Consider the following 18,375-nt stretch of genomic DNA (forward strand, 5'->3'; position numbering starts at 1 on the left):
AGATAACTAAGGCGGTATTGGTATGATTGTCGGCACAAGGCCACGATTCAAGCAGATTATTGTCGAGGTTTGGAAGCCTCTCACGATCCTGTTCGTGTGGGACGTGGCGGTGACGGCATTCCACATGATGACCCCGATCAAGGAACCGCCTTTGCCGACGGCGCTGTTCGGCACTGCCATCGCGCTCTTCATGGGGTTTCGGACCAACGCCGCTTATGCACGCTGGTGGGAAGCGCGAACTCTTTGGGGCGCGCTCATCAATGCCTCGCGCAGCTTGGCCCGGATCACGCGCAGCCTGACCAAGGGGGAACCCGAGGGCAGTGAGATGCGGCACAACATCATCCTGCGGCAGATCGCCTTTGCGCACTCGATGCGCTGCCAGCTTCGCCGACAATCGCCCTATGAAGAGATTGCCCGGGTCGCTGGAACGGAAGTCGCCGATATGGCGGTCGCCCGCCTGAACCCTGCCAACGCGCTCCTGGAGGACATATCGGGCATTTACGCCGACGCGCTCGCGGAAGGTCGGATCACCGAAATCCAGCAGGCAACTGTGGAGCGCGTCCTGATCGACATCGCCAATGCGCAGGGCGGCATGGAGCGGATCAAGAACACGCCGCTGCCCAATGGCTTTCGGTTCTTCCCGAACCTCTTCACGCGTGTGTTCTGCGTGCTGCTCCCGATCGCGCTGGTCGAATCCCTGGGCCTTGCCACGCCGATCGGATCGACGCTGATCGGACTCGTCTTCCTCGCGGTGCTGAGCATCGGCGAGGATCTGACCGATCCGTTCGCCAATAGCGTCCACGATGTCCCGCTCACGGCAATGTGTCGCACGATCGAGATCGACCTTCTCCAAACCGCGGGACTTCCGGCCCCCGAGCCGCTGACACCTGACCACGGGGTGCTGTGGTGATGGGCATGCGCGCCTTGCTGCATCTGCCCGGGCTGACGATCGCGCGCGTTGGCGTCGTTCTCGTCACCGGCGTGATTGTAGGGGCGTGCAACCCGGCTCCGAGCGAACCTGTCGAACCGGCTCACGACAAGCGTGTGACGCCAAGGCTGATCGCGCAGCGCATCATGTATTGCGACGACGGCACCCGCGCCGATGTCGACTTCATCGACGACGGCCTGAAGATGGCCGTAACCTGGCTGCCGAAGGGCAGGACCGAGATCCTGCGCGCCCAGCGAACCGGTGATGAATTTCGCGGCAACCAGTCACGGGCCGTCGTGGCGGGCGGGGCGATCGCCTTCATGCGGCGCGGGAAAATCCACGTCTGTCACCGAACCCCGGAGGGATCATAGGATATGCAGGCACTGCTTTACACGCTTGCGCCTGTGCTGGCGGTCGTGCTCGGCGCGATCATAGCGAGCCGCACCAAGTTGAAGCCCAACCTTGTGGCCGGCCTCCAGCATCTCGCGGCAGGGGTCGTGTTCGCGGCGGCCGCGACTGAAATCCTGCCGCAGGTCAAGCATGAGGCGTCGCCCAGCGCGACGTTGATCGGCGGGGCGGCGGGCGTTGCGACGATGCTAGGGCTCAAGGCATTCGAAGCCCGCTTCAAAGGACCGATGGCGCTGCTCGCCGCGATCGGCATTGACATTCTGGTCGACGGCTTGGTGCTCGGCCTCGCCTTCGTGGCGGGCGAAAAGGCGGGTTTCCTGCTGACGATCGCGCTGACGCTGGAAGTGTTGTTCCTAGGGCTGACGCTGACCGACGAGCTGGCGGAAACCTATCGCTCGCGCCTTCGCATTATCGTGATCGTGTCGGCATTGGCGCTGCTGCTGCCGCTCGGCGCGCTTGCGGCCGTGCCCGTCGCCACGCTGTCGCCGGTGATGGTCGCCGGCTTCCTCAGCTTCGGGCTGATGGCGCTGCTCTATCTCGTCACGGAGGAGCTGCTGGTCGAGGCGCACGAGAAACCCGACACCCCGCTCATCAGCTCGATGTTCTTCGTGGGGTTCCTGGCCCTGCTCACGCTTGAGGAGATTATGGGATGATCTCGAGCAATGACAACAACGGCGGACAGGAGCGCCGCACTCTCTGGATCGTCCTGCTGCTGAACGCGGCGATTGCGGCAGGCTTCTTCGTCTCGGGCTTCTTCGCGGATTCGAGCGCGCTGATCGCCAACGGCGTCGACAACCTGTCAGACACCGCCGTGTACGCGCTGAGCCTCGTGGCGCTCACCCGGGGCAAGACATGGAAGACACGCGCCGCGATGGCGTCGGGCGTCATGCTGCTGATCTTCGCGGGCGGCATTCTGCTCGATGTCGCACGGCGCTACGTGCAAGGCAGCGAGCCGATCGGACCGACGATGATGGTCATGTCGGCGATTGCCGGTGTCGTGAACTACCTCTGCCTGCGGCTGCTTCAGCGCCTCAAGGATCCGGACGTCAATCTCCGGGCCGCCACCACCTTCAGCTTCAACGACTTCATTTCCAACGGCGGCATCCTGATCGCCGGCGTGCTGGTGTTGTGGCTGGGCACCAACTGGCCGGACCTGCTGGTCGGCTTCGCCACCGCCATCATCGCCATCAAGGGCGGTGTCGAAATCCTGCGCGATGCGCGCGCCGAAACCAAGAAAAGCGAAAGGAGGTCGTCATGAACGACAAGCTCGAACTCGATATTCCAGTGCTGTTGCCGGACCTGCCTGATGCGGCCGATGCCTGCCTGGACCGTCTTGTGTCGACCCTATCCAAGCGCGAAGGCGTGGAGCGGGCGCATGTGATCTGCCTCGACGGCGACACGCCGGCGGCGCTGTGCATCCATTTCGATGCTGCCAAGCTGCCGCTGCCGCGCGTGCGCGAGATGGTGCGCGCCGCGGGCGCCGAGATCACCGACCGCTACGGCCATGCAATCTGGCAGGTTACAGGTATCAATCACGAGCGTCGGGCACGCACCGTCAGCGATGCGCTGTGCGCCTTGCCCGGCGTGGTCCAGGCAAGCGCCAGCACCAGCGGCTCGGTTCGGGTCGAGTATGATCGACGCGAAACCACCGAAGAGGAGGTCCGCGCCGCACTTGGCAAGCTGAAGGTCGGTGTGGGCAAGCGGGTCGCGGCCGACGACCATGCCGGCCACGACCACGGGCCGGGGGGCCACGGCATGAGCGAGGAGAAGCACGGTCCCGGCGATGGCCACGACCATAGCCATGCCGAGTTTCTTGGCCCCAACACCGAGCTGATCTTCGCGCTCGCCTGCGGCGCGCTGCTGGGGATCGGCTATGCGATCGAGAGGCTAGTTGCCGGCGCACCGGAGTGGCTGCCGACCGCCTGCTACATCACAGCCTACTTTTTCGGCGGATTCTTCACGCTGCGCGAGGCGATCGATAACCTTCGGATGAAGAAGTTCGAGATCGACACGCTGATGTTGGTCGCTGCCGCCGGCGCCGCTGCGCTGGGCGCATGGGCCGAAGGCGCGCTGCTGCTGTTCCTGTTCAGCCTTGGTCACGCGCTCGAGCATTACGCGATGGGTCGCGCCAAGAAGGCGATCGAGGCGCTGGCGAAGCTCGCCCCGGAAACCGCGACCGTGCGTCGCGACGGGGAAACTAGCGAAATCCCTGTCGAACAGATGGTCGTCGGGGACATCGCCATCGTGCGCCCGAATGAGCGCCTGCCCGCCGACGGCTTCGTCATCAAGGGCACGAGCGCGATCAACCAGGCCCCGGTGACGGGTGAAAGCATCCCGGTCGACAAGGTGCCGGTCGCCGACGCTGCGGCGGCACGCGCAAAGCCCGATGCGGTGGACGCGGAAAGCCGGGTTTTTGCCGGTACGATCAACGGCGGCGGCGCGATCGAGATCGAGGTGACGCGCCGTTCCAACGAAAGCGCACTCGCCAAGGTCGTGAAGATGGTGAGCGAAGCGGAGACGCAGAAGTCGCCGACGCAGCGCTTCACCGATCGGTTTGAGCGGATCTTCGTGCCTGCTGTCCTGATCCTGTCGGTGCTCCTGCTCTTCGCATGGGTGGTCGTCGACGAGCCGTTCCGCGACAGCTTCTATCGCGCGATGGCGGTACTGGTGGCGGCAAGCCCGTGCGCGCTCGCCATCGCAACTCCGAGCGCTGTCCTGTCTGGCGTTGCCCGTGCAGCGCGGGGCGGCGTGCTCGTGAAGGGCGGTGCACCGCTCGAAAACCTTGGGTCGCTCAAGGCGATCGCTTTCGACAAGACGGGCACGCTGACCGAAGGTCGTCCGCGCATCACCGATGTGGTGCCCGTCGATGGCGCCGATGAAGGCGAGCTGCTGGCGCTGGCCGTCGCCGTCGAAGCGTTGAGCGACCATCCTCTGGCCCAAGCGATCGTCAAGGACGGTCGCGAACGACTGAACGATCGTGCCGTGCCGACTGCCGGCGACCTCAAGAGCCTGACCGGTCGGGGCGTCACCGCGAGCGTGGATGGCGAGACGGTCTGGATCGGGAAGGCCGAGATGTTCGGGAGTGAGGGTATTCCGGCGCTGGGGCAGGGAGCGCAGGACGCGATCGCGAAACTGCGCGAGAACGGTCGCACGACGATGGTGGTCCGCAAGGGGGACCGCGACCTGGGCGCGATCGGCCTGATGGACACGCCCCGCGAAGCGGCAAAGACCGCGCTGCGCCGGCTGCACGAGATGGGCGTGTCGCGGATGATAATGATCTCTGGCGACCACCAGAAAGTCGCCGAAGCGATCGCCAACGAAGTCGGGATCGATGAGGCGTGGGGCGACCTCATGCCCGAAGACAAGGTTGCCGCGATCAAGAAGCTCGCCGGTGAAGACAAGGTCGCGATGGTCGGCGACGGCGTGAACGACGCGCCGGCGATGGCCAGTGCAACGGTCGGCATTGCAATGGGCGCGGCGGGCTCGGACGTGGCGCTGGAGACAGCCGACGTCGCATTGATGGCCGACGATCTGGCGCACCTGCCATTCGCGGTCGGCTTGAGCCGTCACACACGCGGGATCATCCGCCAGAACGTCTTCGTCAGCCTGGGCGTGGTCGCCTTCCTCGTTCCTGCCACCATCCTGGGCCTCGGTATTGGGCCAGCGGTGGCGGTTCATGAGGGATCAACGCTGCTTGTTGTCATCAATGCGCTCAGGCTGCTCGCCTACCGCGATCCGGCGGGGAAGGCGGCATGAAGTGGATGATCGCCTTCGACCTCGACGGCACGCTTGCCGAGAGCAAGCGGCCGCTGTCGGAGGATATGGCCACAACCCTCGCCCGATTGCTCGCCGTCACGGATGTGGCGGTGATCTCGGGCGGGGACTGGCCGCAGTTCGAAAAGCAGGTCGCCTCGCGTCTTCCTGCCGGCGCCGCGCTTGACCGTCTCTGGTTGATGCCGACCACAGGCACAAAACTCTATCGGTTCATCAACGGCGCTTGGCGCGCGGTCTATGCCGAGCTGTTCGACGACGCAGAGAAGGCGACGATCCGCGCGGCCTTCGATCAAGCCCTGACCGATGCCAGCCTCGCCGACGAACGTATCTGGGGCGAACGGATCGAGGACCGGGGCAGCCAGATCACCTTTTCGGGGCTGGGGCAGGGAGCGCCGCTAAAGGAAAAGGAAGCGTGGGATCCCGACCGAAAGAAGAGGACCGCGTTGCAGGCCACGTTGCGCGCGACGCTGCCGGACCTCTCGATCAATCTAGGTGGCACGACATCGATCGACGTGACCAGGGCAGGGGTGGACAAGGGCTATGGCCTGAAGCGCCTGAGTGCTGAAAGCGGCGTCCCGCTCGACGGGATGCTGTTCATCGGCGACGCGATCTTCCCCGGTGGGAATGACTATCCCGCCGCTGAAATTGGCCTCGATACGGTGAGAGTGCGCGACGTTGCGGAAACCACCGCCGTCGTGACAGCCATCATCGCATGTCTGCACCGGTAGGGATCGCCGATGTTCGCGATCCCCGCCTTGGGCCTGAACGTCTGTGGGACTCTCGTCCCGACCTTAGCCCTTTACCTCCGATCTGGAGCAATCGCGTAGAACAGGCAGGCCGGCATGTTTCAAAGCTCGTGGTGGGAGATCGCCACCCATATCATCAGTCTCGCCGTCGCCTACGCGCTCGCCCTTCCTGTTGGCTGGGATCGCGAGAAGGACGCCCGCAGCGCAGGCATCCGTACATTCCCGTTGGTTGCCATCGCCAGTTGCGGCTTCGTGCTGGTGGGCATCGCGATCCTCGGCCGCACGTCTCCAGCGCAAGCCAGGTTGCTCGAAGGTCTGATTACGGGCGTCGGCTTCATCGGGGGCGGCGCGATTCTGAAGAAGGGCGACAAGGCGTCAGGTACGGCGACGGCGGCCAGTCTGTGGGCGACTGGGGCTCTCGGCGCGGCCGTAGGCTACGGCCTATACGACATCGCCTTCATCCTGAGCGCCACCACCTTCCTCACCCTGCGCTGCTCTCGTCCGCTCAAGCGTGCCACCAATGGCGACGTCGGCAGCTCGGCGAGCCCATGACGAGCCCTTGGGCGAGCCGATGGATGCGGCCTGTGCGATCCCTTACCCGGCGCTGGTCACCGGCGACGACCATCGCGGCGCGAGACCGCCAACATCGCTTGCTGCGCTGGGCGACGCTGCTGGAGCGCAATCCCCACCAGATCATCGGCCTGCTGTCCCCCTCGTGGGCGGGCGGTGACGCGCGCGGCACGATGGTCGATCGGCCGAGCGCGATCGATGTCGCATGGAGCGACGTGGTGCTGCGGGTGATGGGGTTGGCGGGACGATCGCGCGGTGAAGCAAAATCGTTCTTCGGATTGTCTGATGCCGAGCTGGATCGGATTGCCGCAGGTTCATGGCGGTGTCCGGTTCGACCCGCTTGGCAGGTCGCCGTGCGGATCAGGAACGTCGAATGTCCGCGCCTGGAAAATCGGATCGTTGGGTCCGTCGCCGCCCTCCTGCTCGTAATTTGCGCGATCTCCTATTGGATCTTCTGACGAGGCTGGTTTGTGTTCGACATCATAACATCGATCCTCGCGTCACTCGGCGGCTTTGGCGTCTTCCTGCTGATGCTGGCCGAAAACGTCTTTCCGCCAATCCCGTCGGAAGTGATTTTGCCACTTGCCGGCTACACCGCTGCGCAGGGGCGCGGCTCGCTGTGGGTGGTGGCAATCGCCGGCACCCTCGGATCGGCTGCAGGGGCGGTGCTGTGGTACTATGTCGGCCGCTGGATCGGCATCGAACGATTGAAGCGCTTTGCTTCCCGCCACGGCCGATGGCTGACGTTGACGCCCGGTGAGGTCGATCATGTCGACCGCTGGTTCGACCGCTACGGTCGTTGGGCGGTTCTGTTCGGGCGCATGGTCCCGGGAGTCCGGACCCTGATTTCGGTGCCCGCAGGGGTCAGCGGGATGCCCCTTGGTCCATTCTTGGTCTCGACGCTCACCGGCTCGGCCATATGGACCGTTATCCTCGTGCTGGCGGGCTATGAGCTGGGCGAACGCTATAGCCAGGTGGCGAGCGTCATCGAACCGGTCAGCAACGCCGTGCTCGCGCTGGCCGTCATCTGGTATCTTTGGCGGGTCGCGACTTTCGGGCGATCAAGGGGTGGCCATTGATGGCTGACCTGCTGCCCGCGTTTCCTGCCGGCCTTTGGCTCATGGCAGCTTCGATGCTTGTCCGCATCACACGCTTTGCACGTGCCTTTAGCCTGATCTCACCAGCCAGCGCGATCATCCTCATCAGATTGGTTGGAAGGCTTCACCGCAGCGGATTTCACGCATGGCGTCGCAACGGAGGGAAGTGGCGTTGGGCCGGAATATGGAGAGGATCGACATAATGGGGAACAGCAAGCAGCAGGCGATCATCGCCGTTGCCGCAACAATCGTTCTGTCCGGATGCGGGCTGATTAAACCACGCGACGCCGGCTATTTCCGCTTCCACGCGGAAGAGGCGAGACTGGTCGTCACACGCTGCGAGCGGGGCCAAGAGACCGGCAGCGACTGCGAGGCCGCGGCGCAAGCCGTGGCCGAGCTCGACGCGGCGGCGGGGCGGCAGTCTGGACGCTGAAGCGAGCCACCTTCGCCCGCCCCATGAACCAAATCACTATCACTGGAGACGAATCGTAATGATCGGAAGCAACAGGCCGTTCGCGCTGATGCTGGCAATGACCGCCGTCTTAACCCCGCTTTCCGCGAAGGCACAGCATACCCAGCATGGGTCAACTGGTGCCGTGTCAGGCTCGCTAAACGAGCCGCCCGCTACGCGGGCCTACCGGGCCGCAAATGCCAAGATGCATGGCGATATGGACGTAGCCTTCACGGGTGATGCCGACGCCGATTTTATGCGCGCGATGATTCCCCATCATGAAGGCGCTATCGCGATGGCTGAAATCGAATTGAAGTATGGCCGAGATCCCGCCGTGCGCCGCCTCGCGGCCGCAGTGGTGGCAACCCAAAGGCGCGAGATCGCCGAAATGCGGACCTGGCTTGCACGTCGGCAACCCCGAAAGTAGCGGCTGATTGAAAAGGTGGCGCTCACCGCCGTCAATGATGGCGACGGTCGTGATTTTGGGATCATAGGCCAGTCGCGCCGCCACGTCCCGGCCCTCGTCGGGGCCGGGATCGTGGGGGCGCTCATGCCGCCTCGTCCAGTTCAGGGGCCGTCTCAACGGCCATGCGGCTCAAGAGCCAGTCGGACGCGTCCTGGGCTAGGCGGGCGGCGGTGAAGATGCACCGCTTGTCGTTGCGCAGGGCCTGTAGCCAACTCGCCAGATAGGCGGCGTGGTCTTCACGATCGTGAAGCTTGATGCCGATGGTCGCGCTGACGAACGCCGCCCCTAGCTCCGCCACATATCCTGACAGTCCAGCGCTAATGTGAATTCCAGCGCCATTTTTTCGAACCTGTTTCACGCCGCCATCTCCTCGGCCTGAGGCTGCTGGGCATGCATCCAGTCGGCTGCGGCCTGGGCCTTGCTGGCAGCTGTGAAAATCGCACGTGGGTCATCCTTGAACACGCGCAGCCAGGACGCGACGTAGGCGGCGTGATCGGGCCGTGGGTGATGGGCGATACCGAGATCCGCGAGGACGAACGATGCGGTAAGTTCGGCGCAAATCTCCTCGATCGCGAGGCTGTCGCGCTTGAACCGTTCGGCGAAGTTGCGGTCGAGCCGGTGCTTTGCGCCAGTGGCGTGACCACATTCGTGCAGCAATGTGCCCATGTGGGCCGACGCGTCGCGGAATGTGGCAAAGGTCGGCATGAAAATCTGGTCGAGATCGATCCGGTAATGCGCGTCGTATGCCCCCTCGATGACCGGAATCTTCAATGCAGAAACGAACGCCTCGGCGTGCGCGAACCGTTCGCTCTCGGGCAAGACCGCGACCGGTGCAGGCTCGTAGCCTTCCACCTGAGCGAGGTTGAACACGGTGAACGCGCGGGCGAACATGCGCCCGGGGCCGGCTTCGCCCTCATCATGATCATCGTCGGCGCGCGATGTAGCCTGCTTCCAGAATACGACCGTGGTGCCGTGCTCCCCTTTGCGAACCTGCGCACCGAGAGCCGCCCACTGACGGTAGGTGCCCCACAGACCGCTGGAATAAGCAGCCGCTTCGGCAGCAATCCAGAGCGCCAGCACGTTGACGCCCCGATAGCGCCGACGAGAGGTGACATTCTGCGGCCGGGTGGTGGCCGCGCCGTCGTGATGCCACGGCATGCGCCAGTCACCGGCACCGGCTTCGATGGCATCAACGATCTCGGCGGTGATGCGTGAATAGACGTCGGCGCGCGCCGATGCTGGGTGGGATCGGGTCATGGCAGGTCTCCGCGACGGTCGGAGGGAAACTCTCTCCCGCTCCTTCAGTCCGTCACCCCAAAACCGGCATCCTCTTCCTCTCCCGCCACACCGGCATGCGGTGTGGCGGTACCGGGCACGATCTGAGCGAGAACTGTCTCGATCCTTGCGACTTCGGCCTGAAGCGTGACCCGCTGCGGCTCAGGAAGCCGCTTCTCGCGCAGCAGCATGCGCGCTTCGTCGGCCCCGCGCTGCCAGGACGCGCGATGCCGCGCGGTGAGGCAGGCGTTGGGGCAGCGGAGCGGTTCGCACATCGAAATCATCGGTGCTGGCGGGCCGGGCTGTGTGATCCGGTTGAGGCACAGGGCCGTTGCGGGATCGAAGAAGCAGTCGGCCAGCGGGCCGACATGCAGTGTTCGCGCGAGACTGGCGAGCATGGTGCGCAAGCGCTGCCGATCGGCGATCATGGCGGGCAGCGGCGCCAGCTCGCTTGCGACGACATCGAGCCCGGTCCCGACGCGGTTCGCGGCAGGGCCACCCAAGCGGGCACCACCTTGCCGCTCGTCGAAATAGGCCAGGATGTCGTCGATCTGGCCGAGCGCACGCTGGGCTTCAATCTCGCCGCGAAATCCCGACCGGCTGCTTCCAGCATAGCCTTCGAAGGCGGCAACACTGGCGTGCTTGTACTGAATCATGCCGGCGATCGTCCCGAAGGGCCGGTTGGCGATATGCCAGGCAATCGTGCGGCGGAACTGACGGGTGGTCAGCCGCCAGGGTGTGCCATTGGGTCGTGGAGGAATCACCGGCGCATCAGGCGATCCAAACTGCTGGTTGAGATGGTCACGAAATCGGTTGAGCTGGCGGACGATCTCGGCAGAGACATGAGTCTTGGTGTTGGCGCGAAGTGACAGCACAGGCCAAAGCGTCGTAGTGCCCCGCGCTCGTCCGGCCCGCTCGGACAACTGCTCGAGCACAGCGACCGCGTCGGCAACGGGCGCGATCGTAACCCACTCCGCTTGTTCTCCGCCTCCGCGCTTGCCCTTGTACGCGACCGACTTGATGCGGTGACGCAATATAACGCCGTCTTCGTCTCTGACGATGGATAGGCATCCACGCTTCATTGCCTGGATCTCGCTGTCGCGCATACCCGACAGATAGGCGCAAACAATATAGGCTGCGGACTGTAGCATGACCTCTTCCAGAGCCAATGCCTTGACATCGAATCGGCTGCGCCAGGGCTGACGGGTCCCGGGATCCACGGCGATCGGTGCATCCATCCCCCCGACTTCGGTGCCGAGTTCCGTGATGGCGGCGGCGATCAGGTCTGGTGCACCGGTCGTCAGACTGAGGTGCATGGCGGGCTCTGCCTGCGCATCGACGCCGGCGTGGAGATGAAGGAGATGGTAGTTGATCGGTGGCAGGTGTTCGCCGGTCAACGGATCGGTGCGGACAGCAGCGTTGTACAAGCCGGTCCAGATGGGAACGCCGCGGCCCTGCCGCCGCAAGCCCGTGAGGTATGCGGTTAGCCGTTGCCGTTGCCGCGCGCGGCGTTCGGCCTGATCGAGATGAGCCTCGCGCGCAATCAATCGGCTGCGCCTGGCTTCGAGACGCTCAAGCTCCCGGCGCGCAGCGAAAATGTCGGGCGCGAAGTGGGTCACATAGCGCAGCGACCATGCCAGCAGCGGCGTCATGATCTCTTCGGGAATGCGTGGCGTCCGGTTCTCACCGGGGATGTACCGGGCACCGGCGACCGAGAACGGGCTGCGCCCGGGCCACGGATCGATACGAAGACGGGCCGTTGGAAGGTGGCGGCGCAACTCGTGAAGGTCGAAGATGACGCGCAGCAATACTGCGACCGCAACCGGACGTAGCCCCTCACGGCGCTTCGAACGGGCAAAGCGGTCAAGCAGAGACTGATCGACCCGCGCAAGATCGAAGCGCCCAAGGTCGGCCTTCACGAAGTTGAAGAAAAGCAGGGCCCGGTTGGCCTCACCCCGCACGGCTGCTGGCTGAAGCCGGGGGCGATGGCCCGGCAGATCGACATTGAGCCGCGCATGGAGAAACTGGCGCAGGGCATCGGCAATGGCTGGGTCTTCGATGCTGCTAAAATGCACGGTGACATGGCAGCGCCGGGCGTTATCGCGAAAGACGCCCGGCGACAGGTCCCAGGTCGGATCGCCGTAACGCGAGAGATCGGCGCGGTTGCAGCCAGGCCGCAACGGGACCGACATGAGTACGGGAAGCGTCTCACGCGCCCTGCCGTCATGGGCCGGCAAGGATGCGGCAGTCATGCCCGGGCCTCGGGCGGCAGATAGACAATGGGATGCTGGGCGGCGAGCCGCGCGCGAGCCTGAGCCACAGCGTCATCGCCGAAGGCAGGCAGGATCTGGCGGACGATGCGTTCACGGGCGTGACCAAACTTGGCCGCCCACTCGTTCGTGTTCATGCCTGCGCGCTGCTCATCGATAAAGGTGAGAAACGCGAGGATCGCTGGCAACTTGCGCGCAGTGATCACCGCGTTTTTGCAATCGAGGCAGCCCCAGAACGGCGTGGGACATGGAGAGCCGACAGCTGCGGCAAAAGGGCTTGCGTAGAAGCCGCCGCAGCTCGCCAGCCATACGTCCTGTTCTCCGTCGAGCACGGCAACCGATGGCGCATCGGCAATCTGGTCCGCGCTTGCGGCTCGACTGCGCAGATGATCTTCCTCGGAGGGAGGAATGACTCGGGGACCGGCGACTGCCTCCTCGAGGGCGTCGGCGACGGTCTGCTCATGCAGGGGTCTGAGCGAGGGAACATCGGCATAGTGCCGCGCTGCGATCTCGATCGTGTGGCCGACGGCGAACCGTGCCATGTGCCCTTCGGTCTTGAGATACCAGAGCGCCTTGTGCGTTTTACGGAGCCGGGACAGGCGCAGATACAGCGGTCTGCCCGTGTCATCGGCAATGGCGTGGCGCGTGGTCCATGCATCGATGGTCGAGCGCGGATGGCGAATGCCGTGGACGATCTCACCGGTCTGGTAATAGACCCACAGGCAATCGCTGGAATTATGGGCCCGCGCGCTTGCCGAGAGTGCGATGATGCGCCGGATCAGCCCTCCCGGCGTCGACGAGGCACCGTCTCGCACCCTGATGGTCTTGTGTTCGGCGCCATGTGCGCGAAGCTTGGTGTAAGCGATCTCCACCGTACCGCCCGAGGCGTTGCGCAAACAATCGACGGTCAGCGTTTTGCAGCACTCGAGCTCAAGCCCGGTCTCCAGCGAAAGCAGGACCAGCAGCGGCACGATATCGACGGACGTCAGGTAATGAGCGCTGTGCAGCGTCATGCTGAAATCCGCGTTCCAGAGGCCGCGCTTCCAACGCCTGGCATAGAGTGCCATCCACTCAGGGTCGCGATGCCTGAGGACCCCACGCGCCTCTATCGCGGCGTGCGCCTTGCGGGCAGTTGCCTCGATCTCCCGAATCTCGCCAAAGCATGGGCCAGCCCGCAATCTGGCCTCGATCGCGACCAGATCGATGCGGGCCGCGTCGCGGAGCTGGCGGGCAACGAACGGGCTGTAGGCGTCGCGTGGGCGGGGCGGGGCGTAAGGTTGCGAGCTGACGTAGCGAAGCCGCTCACGCAAGCCCGCCTCGATGACATCCGGCTGATCGGAAGCGATCCGGCGAAGCACGGAAACGACCTTGGCGACAAAGGTCGGCGCGTGGCCCCGCGACTTGCCCTGAGCTTCGAGCCACGCTTCGTATCCATCGACGTGGCTGGCTCGCAGGTCGGCCGGCCCGGAGATCCGATCACCAGTCCTGGCAAGATAGGCAAAGAAGCTCGGCAGCTGGGTCATGTATGTCTTGATGGAGGAGCGAACCGCTACGGGCCCGCGTGGAGCGACCAGCATGAACAGGCCTCGGGCAAAGGCGAGTGCCAGTCCCCGTGGGTGCAGTCTGGTGAAATCGACAAGAACCTCGCCCCCATACGGCGGGGCGATCGTGAAGCGCAGCGTGCTGATCTGCAGCCATGGGTCGGCCTCGGGCTCTGTGGTCTGGCCCTCGAACCCGACCTTACGGCCTTTACGAGGAGCGGCGGTCATGGCCGGAGATAGCCCGGCACACGCGCAAGCAACTCTTCCACCGCCGCATCGACGGTATCGGCACGAGTGGCAATGTGATCGAGATAGATCGACGTGGTGGCAAGGCTGGAATGGCCGAGCAGGCGTTGCACCTGCTGCAGCGGATCACCGAGCAACTGGCGATAGCCGTCCATGGCGCCTGCCGGTGCAGCAACTTCGCCGAGGCGCCGCTGGATCAGCATCGCCAGCATGTGCACGGCGAACGAATGCCTGAGCTGATGGGGGCTGACGCGAACGGAAATACCGGCATCCGTGCATCGACGGCTCGCCCGGGCAAAGATCGCTTCCCACGAGTTGGGCAGCACCGGTTGCCCGACCTCGGTGAGCCAGAGGACTGCCGCCTCACCTGGCGTGCCATCGTCGGCGCAAATCACGAGCCTGGCCCGTTCATCCGGTGTGACGACTTCCATATCCATCATGCCGCCGCCCACGAGGTGCAAAGCGGTCGGTGCGGTGGGTGGGCGGTGTATGAAGATCGGGCGGTCGATGGCCTCCCAACCTCGACGTGAGGCGAACTTGGCCACCGCCGATGCGCGCTCGACCGCAATGTATGCATCGAATGCGGGCAGCAGGCGACGCGGTAGCAGCATGGTCCGGCCCCGGTCGCCCTTGGTCAGGGCCGCCGGCAGTTCTACCCGGCGTTGGCGCTCTACACGAACATCGCTGCCGGGAATCTCCGCTGCGAGAAGGAAGGATGCTTCCTCGAGACGCAAACCGGTGGTGACCAGCAGGTCAGCGAACAGCGCGTTGCGTGCACCATTGCGGTCGCGCGCTCCCGGGCGCTCAGCTCCCTCGACGGTCAGGCCGCGCAGGCCGACGTCTCGGAATACATGGTAGGCGGGAAGATCGACGAAGCGCACATCGGACCGGCGCGCAGCCCGCTCATAAGCTTCGTTATGCTCGGCGATGGCAGCGCGCCGACCGCCGTGCGATCTTCGCCAGATCTGCCGATGGGTGAATGGCGTACGCTCGACCAGGCCCTCGCGCTCGGCCCATCGATAGAGCTTGTCCAGCGATGCAACCGCCCGGTTCCACGACGAGGCTGATATCCGGAACTCGGCGTCACTACGCCGGCGTGCCCGATGATACGCACCGACATCATCGGTATCGGCTTGCCAGACTGTCTTGCGGCGAGCCGAACCCAGAAACCGCAACCAAACCAGGACATCGTAGCCGTGTGCCCGCAGCGAGTGGCGCGAACGCGCGCCGTTGAGCGGCAGATCGAGGAAGTAGCGATCGAGATCAGGATCATAGATCGTACCATCGCGCAGGATGATCGGAATGTGGGCGTCCAGTCCATCTGCTTCGCGGCGTTCCTGGATGGAGATCGGTTCTTCTGAAATATCCACAGCTTGCCAGTCCCTCCCCCGGACCCCCTCCCGAATCCAGAACGCACCCATTGCGCGCCTGCGGGACGGTGGTCATCAGGCCGGACTACGCCAGCTTATTGGGAGCGCTTCATCCGGCCTGATGCCCCCCTGCGTCGCGCCCGGACGATACCCTTCAATGAAGCGTCAGGCACGGTGCAGACTGTCCAGATAAGGCGACGAGCTCTTCGAACGCATACGCCTTGTCGCCGAAGCGCTTGCCGAACGTGCGGGCCAGCCTGTCGGAGTGGCCCGACCAATGGACGGTCTCGTGACATCTCGTCGACGCGTACAGATCCATGCTGCGAAACGAGGTTCGGCTGGGCATCTGGATATGGTCAAAGGTCGGCGTGAAGTAGGCTTGGTTGCCGCCATGGCGAACGTCGGCGGGGATCGCGTCGAAGAAGGCGTCGATCGCCGCCTGGCGGGTGGAGGGTTCCACCGGCGTTTCCGGTTCTTCGGGGGCGTAGAAATAGGCCGGGAGCGCGTCGATCTGGTCGGCATTGAAGACGACGTAGTGGCGAAGGAAGCGGATGTTCTTCTCGACCTCCTTGCCGGTTTCGGGATGCTCCTCGGTTTTCTTGAACGACGAATAATAGACCGAGATCGCGCCGGTCTCGCCGCGCCGGACATTGGCGCCGAGCGCCTCGGCCTGGCGATAGGTCATCCAGAAGCGCGAACGGTAGCCCATCGCGTCGCCGAGCGCCCAGAGATAGAGCGTGTTGATGCCGGTGTAAGGCGTCCCGCAGTGCCGGAGCGGGCGGCCGCCGGCGCCGCTGCATCGCCAGGGTCTCGACCAGGGCGGAACGCCCTCCTCTAGCTTGCGGATGATGAGATCCGTGATTTCCGCGGCGACGTCGCGGCTGGATCGACGTGAAGCTGACATGGTGAGAACTCCGCTGTGCGGGAAAGGGAAACCGCCGACGCGTGTCTGCGCGCCGGCGGTCAGCACTCCAGGAGGTGAGAGGCGTCAGGCCGCGAGCGCGCCCTGATCGTCCAGCTGAGGTTCGCCATCGGCGTCGTTCACCGCGACCGTGTCCTGATCGCCACCCTGGTCCTCGGGTTCGTCGTCGACATCGAGATCGTCGGCGGGCGCAGAATCGAGGAACTTCATCGCGTTCGGCACCCAGGCGAGCGCCGCGTCGCGAACCTCCGGCTCGACGATCGCTTCGCCGGCGAAAAGCTTGGCGCACGATTCCGAGATTTCGGACTTCTTCATCGTCGCGTGACGCGCCGTGAGCGCCGCACCGCCGACATCGGCGAGCAAGGTCAGGATCGAACCCTTGCTGACCCGGTCGAAGAAGTTCTCCGAGGTCGGCCGCCACCAGCTTGCGACATCGATTTCCATGATGGTCGCAAGCCGGTTTTGCAGCGGGGACTGCTCGGCGCGGGAATTTGGCGCTTCGAGCGACATCGCGACGATATAGGCGAGCCAGGCCGCCTTGGCGTCGTCGTCGAGACCGCGGAAGGCCTCGAACCGGTCGACCTGCGACTGGTACTCGGTCCAGCCGGCATCGAGCCCGTCATGGGCTTCGGCGAGATAGCTACGGGCGCGGGTCGCAGGCTGCTCGCCGGTGACCGGGTCCTGGGGCGAGCGAGCGCGAATGGTCGAGCCATAGGCGCTTTCGGCGGTCATGCGATCGTCGATCATGACGAAGAGCGCATAATCGAGCGCGAGGGCCGGGTGGCTGAGGAGCGTCGCCGCCAGGACGTCGCGCCGCTGCATCGCGAGCTCGTCGTAGAGCCGCGCGCTGAGCGGCTTGCCGCCCGGAGCCACCGCTTCCGGCCGGGAGGCCGGGGTCGCGGATTCCCTGCCGGCACCGCTCGGCCGGCCGCGCGAACCTTTGTCCGCGGTGTCGCCCGTCTCGTCCTCGGTGCCGCCGATCCGGATAGCCTCCTCGCTGTAATATTCGGCGTCGAGCACCATTTCGCCCTTGGGCGTCAGCTTGAGGAAGGCGCCGACCAGCGGCCGCAGTTCGTCCGGCAGAACTGGCGCGACCTTGCGGATCGCAAGCTCCTCGGCGCTGAGCGCGTCATATTCCTGGTCCAGCGCCTTATACGCGTCCTCGCCGATGGCTTCGTCGTCCATCGCCACGGAAATCGCCTGCTGACGCTCCGCGATCGCCTCGAGCCGGGCCTGCTGTTCCTCGGTCGGGTCCGCGGTGGGCAGGATGACGCGATAGAGGCCGGCGGCGGCGCTGTGGGTATAGTTGGACGCGATCGGACGGATCCAGCCAAGGCCGAGCTCCTCGCCGACAAGCTTGGCTTCTGCCTCCATGATGTCCGCGGCGAGCCGCTGCGCGATCTCGGGATTGACCCACTTGTCGCCGCTGTCGCTGAAGAGGTCGCGATCGACCTTGCCGCCGGCGTCCGCGTAGCGGTCCTCGCCGACCAGGATGGCGACGGGATCGGTCGAGTTCATGGTCTCGTTGGCGATAACACGGCGGATGGTGTCGGCGTTGGAATAGCTGGTGCCGTAGCTGTTCCAGACGAGCAGCTGCTTCTCCTGGTTCTCTGTCGACGCATAGGCCTTGGCGACGTCGAGCGTGATCGTGCCTTCGCTCAGCGCCTCGAAGATCGGCTCGGCGAGCGTCGCAAGGCGCAGGCGGCCCTCGACGAAGCGGCGGGTGAGGCCGAAGCGTTTGGCAACGCCGTCGATGTCGCCCGTCAGCCCAATGAAATACTGGAACGCCCGGCATTCCTCGGCCGGCGTCATCTTGAGCTGGTGGAAGTTGGCCGCCGTCGAAGTCTCGGACAGGGTCGCCTCGTCACCGACCAGGACCTTCACGGGAACGTCATAGGTCTCGGGGTCGATCACGCCGCGCTCGGCGAGCAGGCGCAGGCCGCGCAGGCGGCGGCCGCCGTCGAACACCTCGAAGGTGCCGCGCGGTTTCCGGACGGGGGTGACAAGCAGGTTCTGCAGGACTCCGCGCGCTTCGAGATCGGCCGCCATCTGCGGGATTTCGAGCAGTTCGTCGGGTCGCTTGCGGACGTTGATGGGTGAAAGCGTGAGCTTGGCGAGCTTAACGGATGCGGTCATGGGAAGGAGCTCCATCTGGCGTCCGGATCATCCCGGACACCAGCTCCGTCCCCCCCTTCCCTTTCCCCGATTGGCTTACGGCGAACCAGCGAGCTGCAGAGCCGCCGAGCGATCGCTTTTCGGTCCAGCTTCGATTTTTACTGTCGGTGAACTGGCGAGCGATTAGGCTGGAACC

General features: G+C 64.8%; 17 protein-coding genes and 1 pseudogene. 11 read left to right on the plus strand and 7 right to left on the minus strand.

Going from position 1 to position 18,375, the window contains the following annotated elements:
• Positions 1 to 22: 22 nt before the first annotated feature.
• The 11 genes from LH20_RS22490 (at position 23) to copM (ending at position 8,401) form a co-directional block, all read left to right on the plus strand.
• Entirely contained in the window at positions 23 to 910 is an 888-nt protein-coding gene (locus LH20_RS22490; protein ID WP_053556567.1) for a bestrophin family protein, read from the plus strand.
• Positions 911 to 915: 5 nt separating this feature from the next.
• A complete protein-coding gene (locus tag LH20_RS22495) occupies positions 916 to 1,299 on the plus strand; it encodes a hypothetical protein (RefSeq protein WP_053556597.1) in 384 nt (127 codons plus the stop codon).
• 3 nt (positions 1,300 to 1,302) lie between these two features.
• On the plus strand, positions 1,303 to 1,989 hold the full coding sequence (locus LH20_RS22500; RefSeq protein ID WP_053556568.1) for a ZIP family metal transporter: 687 nt from the start codon (positions 1,303 to 1,305) through the stop codon (positions 1,987 to 1,989).
• On the plus strand, positions 1,986 to 2,594 hold the full coding sequence (locus LH20_RS22505) for a cation transporter (RefSeq protein WP_053556569.1): 609 nt from the start codon (positions 1,986 to 1,988) through the stop codon (positions 2,592 to 2,594). The genes LH20_RS22500 and LH20_RS22505 overlap by 4 nt, the downstream gene beginning before the upstream one ends.
• Positions 2,591 to 5,092, plus strand: coding sequence for a heavy metal translocating P-type ATPase (locus tag LH20_RS22510; RefSeq protein ID WP_053556570.1), 2,502 nt, complete (start codon positions 2,591 to 2,593; stop codon positions 5,090 to 5,092). Before LH20_RS22505 ends, LH20_RS22510 begins: the two co-directional genes overlap by 4 nt.
• Complete coding sequence (locus LH20_RS22515) at positions 5,089 to 5,838, plus strand: HAD-IIB family hydrolase (protein ID WP_053556571.1); 750 nt, start codon at positions 5,089 to 5,091, stop codon at positions 5,836 to 5,838. Before LH20_RS22510 ends, LH20_RS22515 begins: the two co-directional genes overlap by 4 nt.
• A gap of 114 nt (positions 5,839 to 5,952) precedes the next feature.
• Positions 5,953 to 6,408, plus strand: a complete 456-nt coding sequence (locus tag LH20_RS22520) for an MgtC/SapB family protein (protein WP_053556572.1) — start codon at positions 5,953 to 5,955, stop codon at positions 6,406 to 6,408.
• Positions 6,409 to 6,506: 98 nt separating this feature from the next.
• Complete coding sequence (locus LH20_RS22525) at positions 6,507 to 6,884, plus strand: hypothetical protein (protein WP_053556598.1); 378 nt, start codon at positions 6,507 to 6,509, stop codon at positions 6,882 to 6,884.
• Positions 6,885 to 6,896: 12 nt separating this feature from the next.
• The gene (locus LH20_RS22530; RefSeq protein ID WP_019368201.1) at positions 6,897 to 7,505 is read left to right on the plus strand and encodes a DedA family protein; all 609 of its coding nucleotides are present in this window, start codon (positions 6,897 to 6,899) and stop codon (positions 7,503 to 7,505) included.
• A gap of 220 nt (positions 7,506 to 7,725) precedes the next feature.
• Positions 7,726 to 7,956, plus strand: a complete 231-nt coding sequence (locus LH20_RS22535) for a hypothetical protein (protein ID WP_231471584.1) — start codon at positions 7,726 to 7,728, stop codon at positions 7,954 to 7,956.
• 58 nt (positions 7,957 to 8,014) lie between these two features.
• On the plus strand, positions 8,015 to 8,401 hold the full coding sequence (gene copM / locus LH20_RS22540; RefSeq protein ID WP_235527226.1) for a CopM family metallochaperone: 387 nt from the start codon (positions 8,015 to 8,017) through the stop codon (positions 8,399 to 8,401).
• Positions 8,402 to 8,522: 121 nt separating this feature from the next.
• Here copM and LH20_RS22545 read toward each other — a convergent pair whose 3' ends face one another.
• The 7 genes and pseudogenes from LH20_RS22545 to LH20_RS22575 all read right to left on the minus strand — a co-directional run bounded on the left by LH20_RS22545 (position 8,523) and on the right by LH20_RS22575 (position 18,200).
• A complete protein-coding gene (locus tag LH20_RS22545) occupies positions 8,523 to 8,798 on the minus strand; it encodes a zincin-like metallopeptidase domain-containing protein (protein ID WP_235527227.1) in 276 nt (91 codons plus the stop codon).
• Positions 8,795 to 9,697 carry an ArdC family protein gene (locus LH20_RS22550; protein WP_053556574.1) on the minus strand — a complete coding sequence of 301 codons (903 nt, stop codon included), beginning with the start codon at positions 9,695 to 9,697 and terminating at the stop codon, positions 8,795 to 8,797. Before LH20_RS22550 ends, LH20_RS22545 begins: the two co-directional genes overlap by 4 nt.
• 44 nt (positions 9,698 to 9,741) lie before the next feature.
• On the minus strand, positions 9,742 to 11,967 hold the full coding sequence (locus LH20_RS22555; RefSeq protein WP_053556575.1) for an integrase: 2,226 nt from the start codon (positions 11,965 to 11,967) through the stop codon (positions 9,742 to 9,744).
• Positions 11,964 to 13,754, minus strand: a complete 1,791-nt coding sequence (locus LH20_RS22560; protein WP_053556576.1) for a hypothetical protein — start codon at positions 13,752 to 13,754, stop codon at positions 11,964 to 11,966. The genes LH20_RS22555 and LH20_RS22560 overlap by 4 nt, the downstream gene beginning before the upstream one ends.
• Positions 13,751 to 15,142, minus strand: coding sequence for a tyrosine-type recombinase/integrase (locus tag LH20_RS22565; protein ID WP_226019204.1), 1,392 nt, complete (start codon positions 15,140 to 15,142; stop codon positions 13,751 to 13,753). The genes LH20_RS22560 and LH20_RS22565 overlap by 4 nt, the downstream gene beginning before the upstream one ends.
• A 160-nt stretch (positions 15,143 to 15,302) precedes the next feature.
• Positions 15,303 to 16,046 (minus strand): annotated as a pseudogene (locus LH20_RS22570) (ArdC family protein); the annotation flags it as partial.
• A gap of 84 nt (positions 16,047 to 16,130) precedes the next feature.
• On the minus strand, positions 16,131 to 18,200 hold the full coding sequence (locus LH20_RS22575) for a ParB/RepB/Spo0J family partition protein (protein WP_053556577.1): 2,070 nt from the start codon (positions 18,198 to 18,200) through the stop codon (positions 16,131 to 16,133).
• Positions 18,201 to 18,375 lie beyond the last annotated feature (175 nt).

Source organism: Sphingopyxis sp. 113P3, assembly GCF_001278035.1.
Classification (GTDB): Bacteria; Pseudomonadota; Alphaproteobacteria; order Sphingomonadales; family Sphingomonadaceae; genus Sphingopyxis.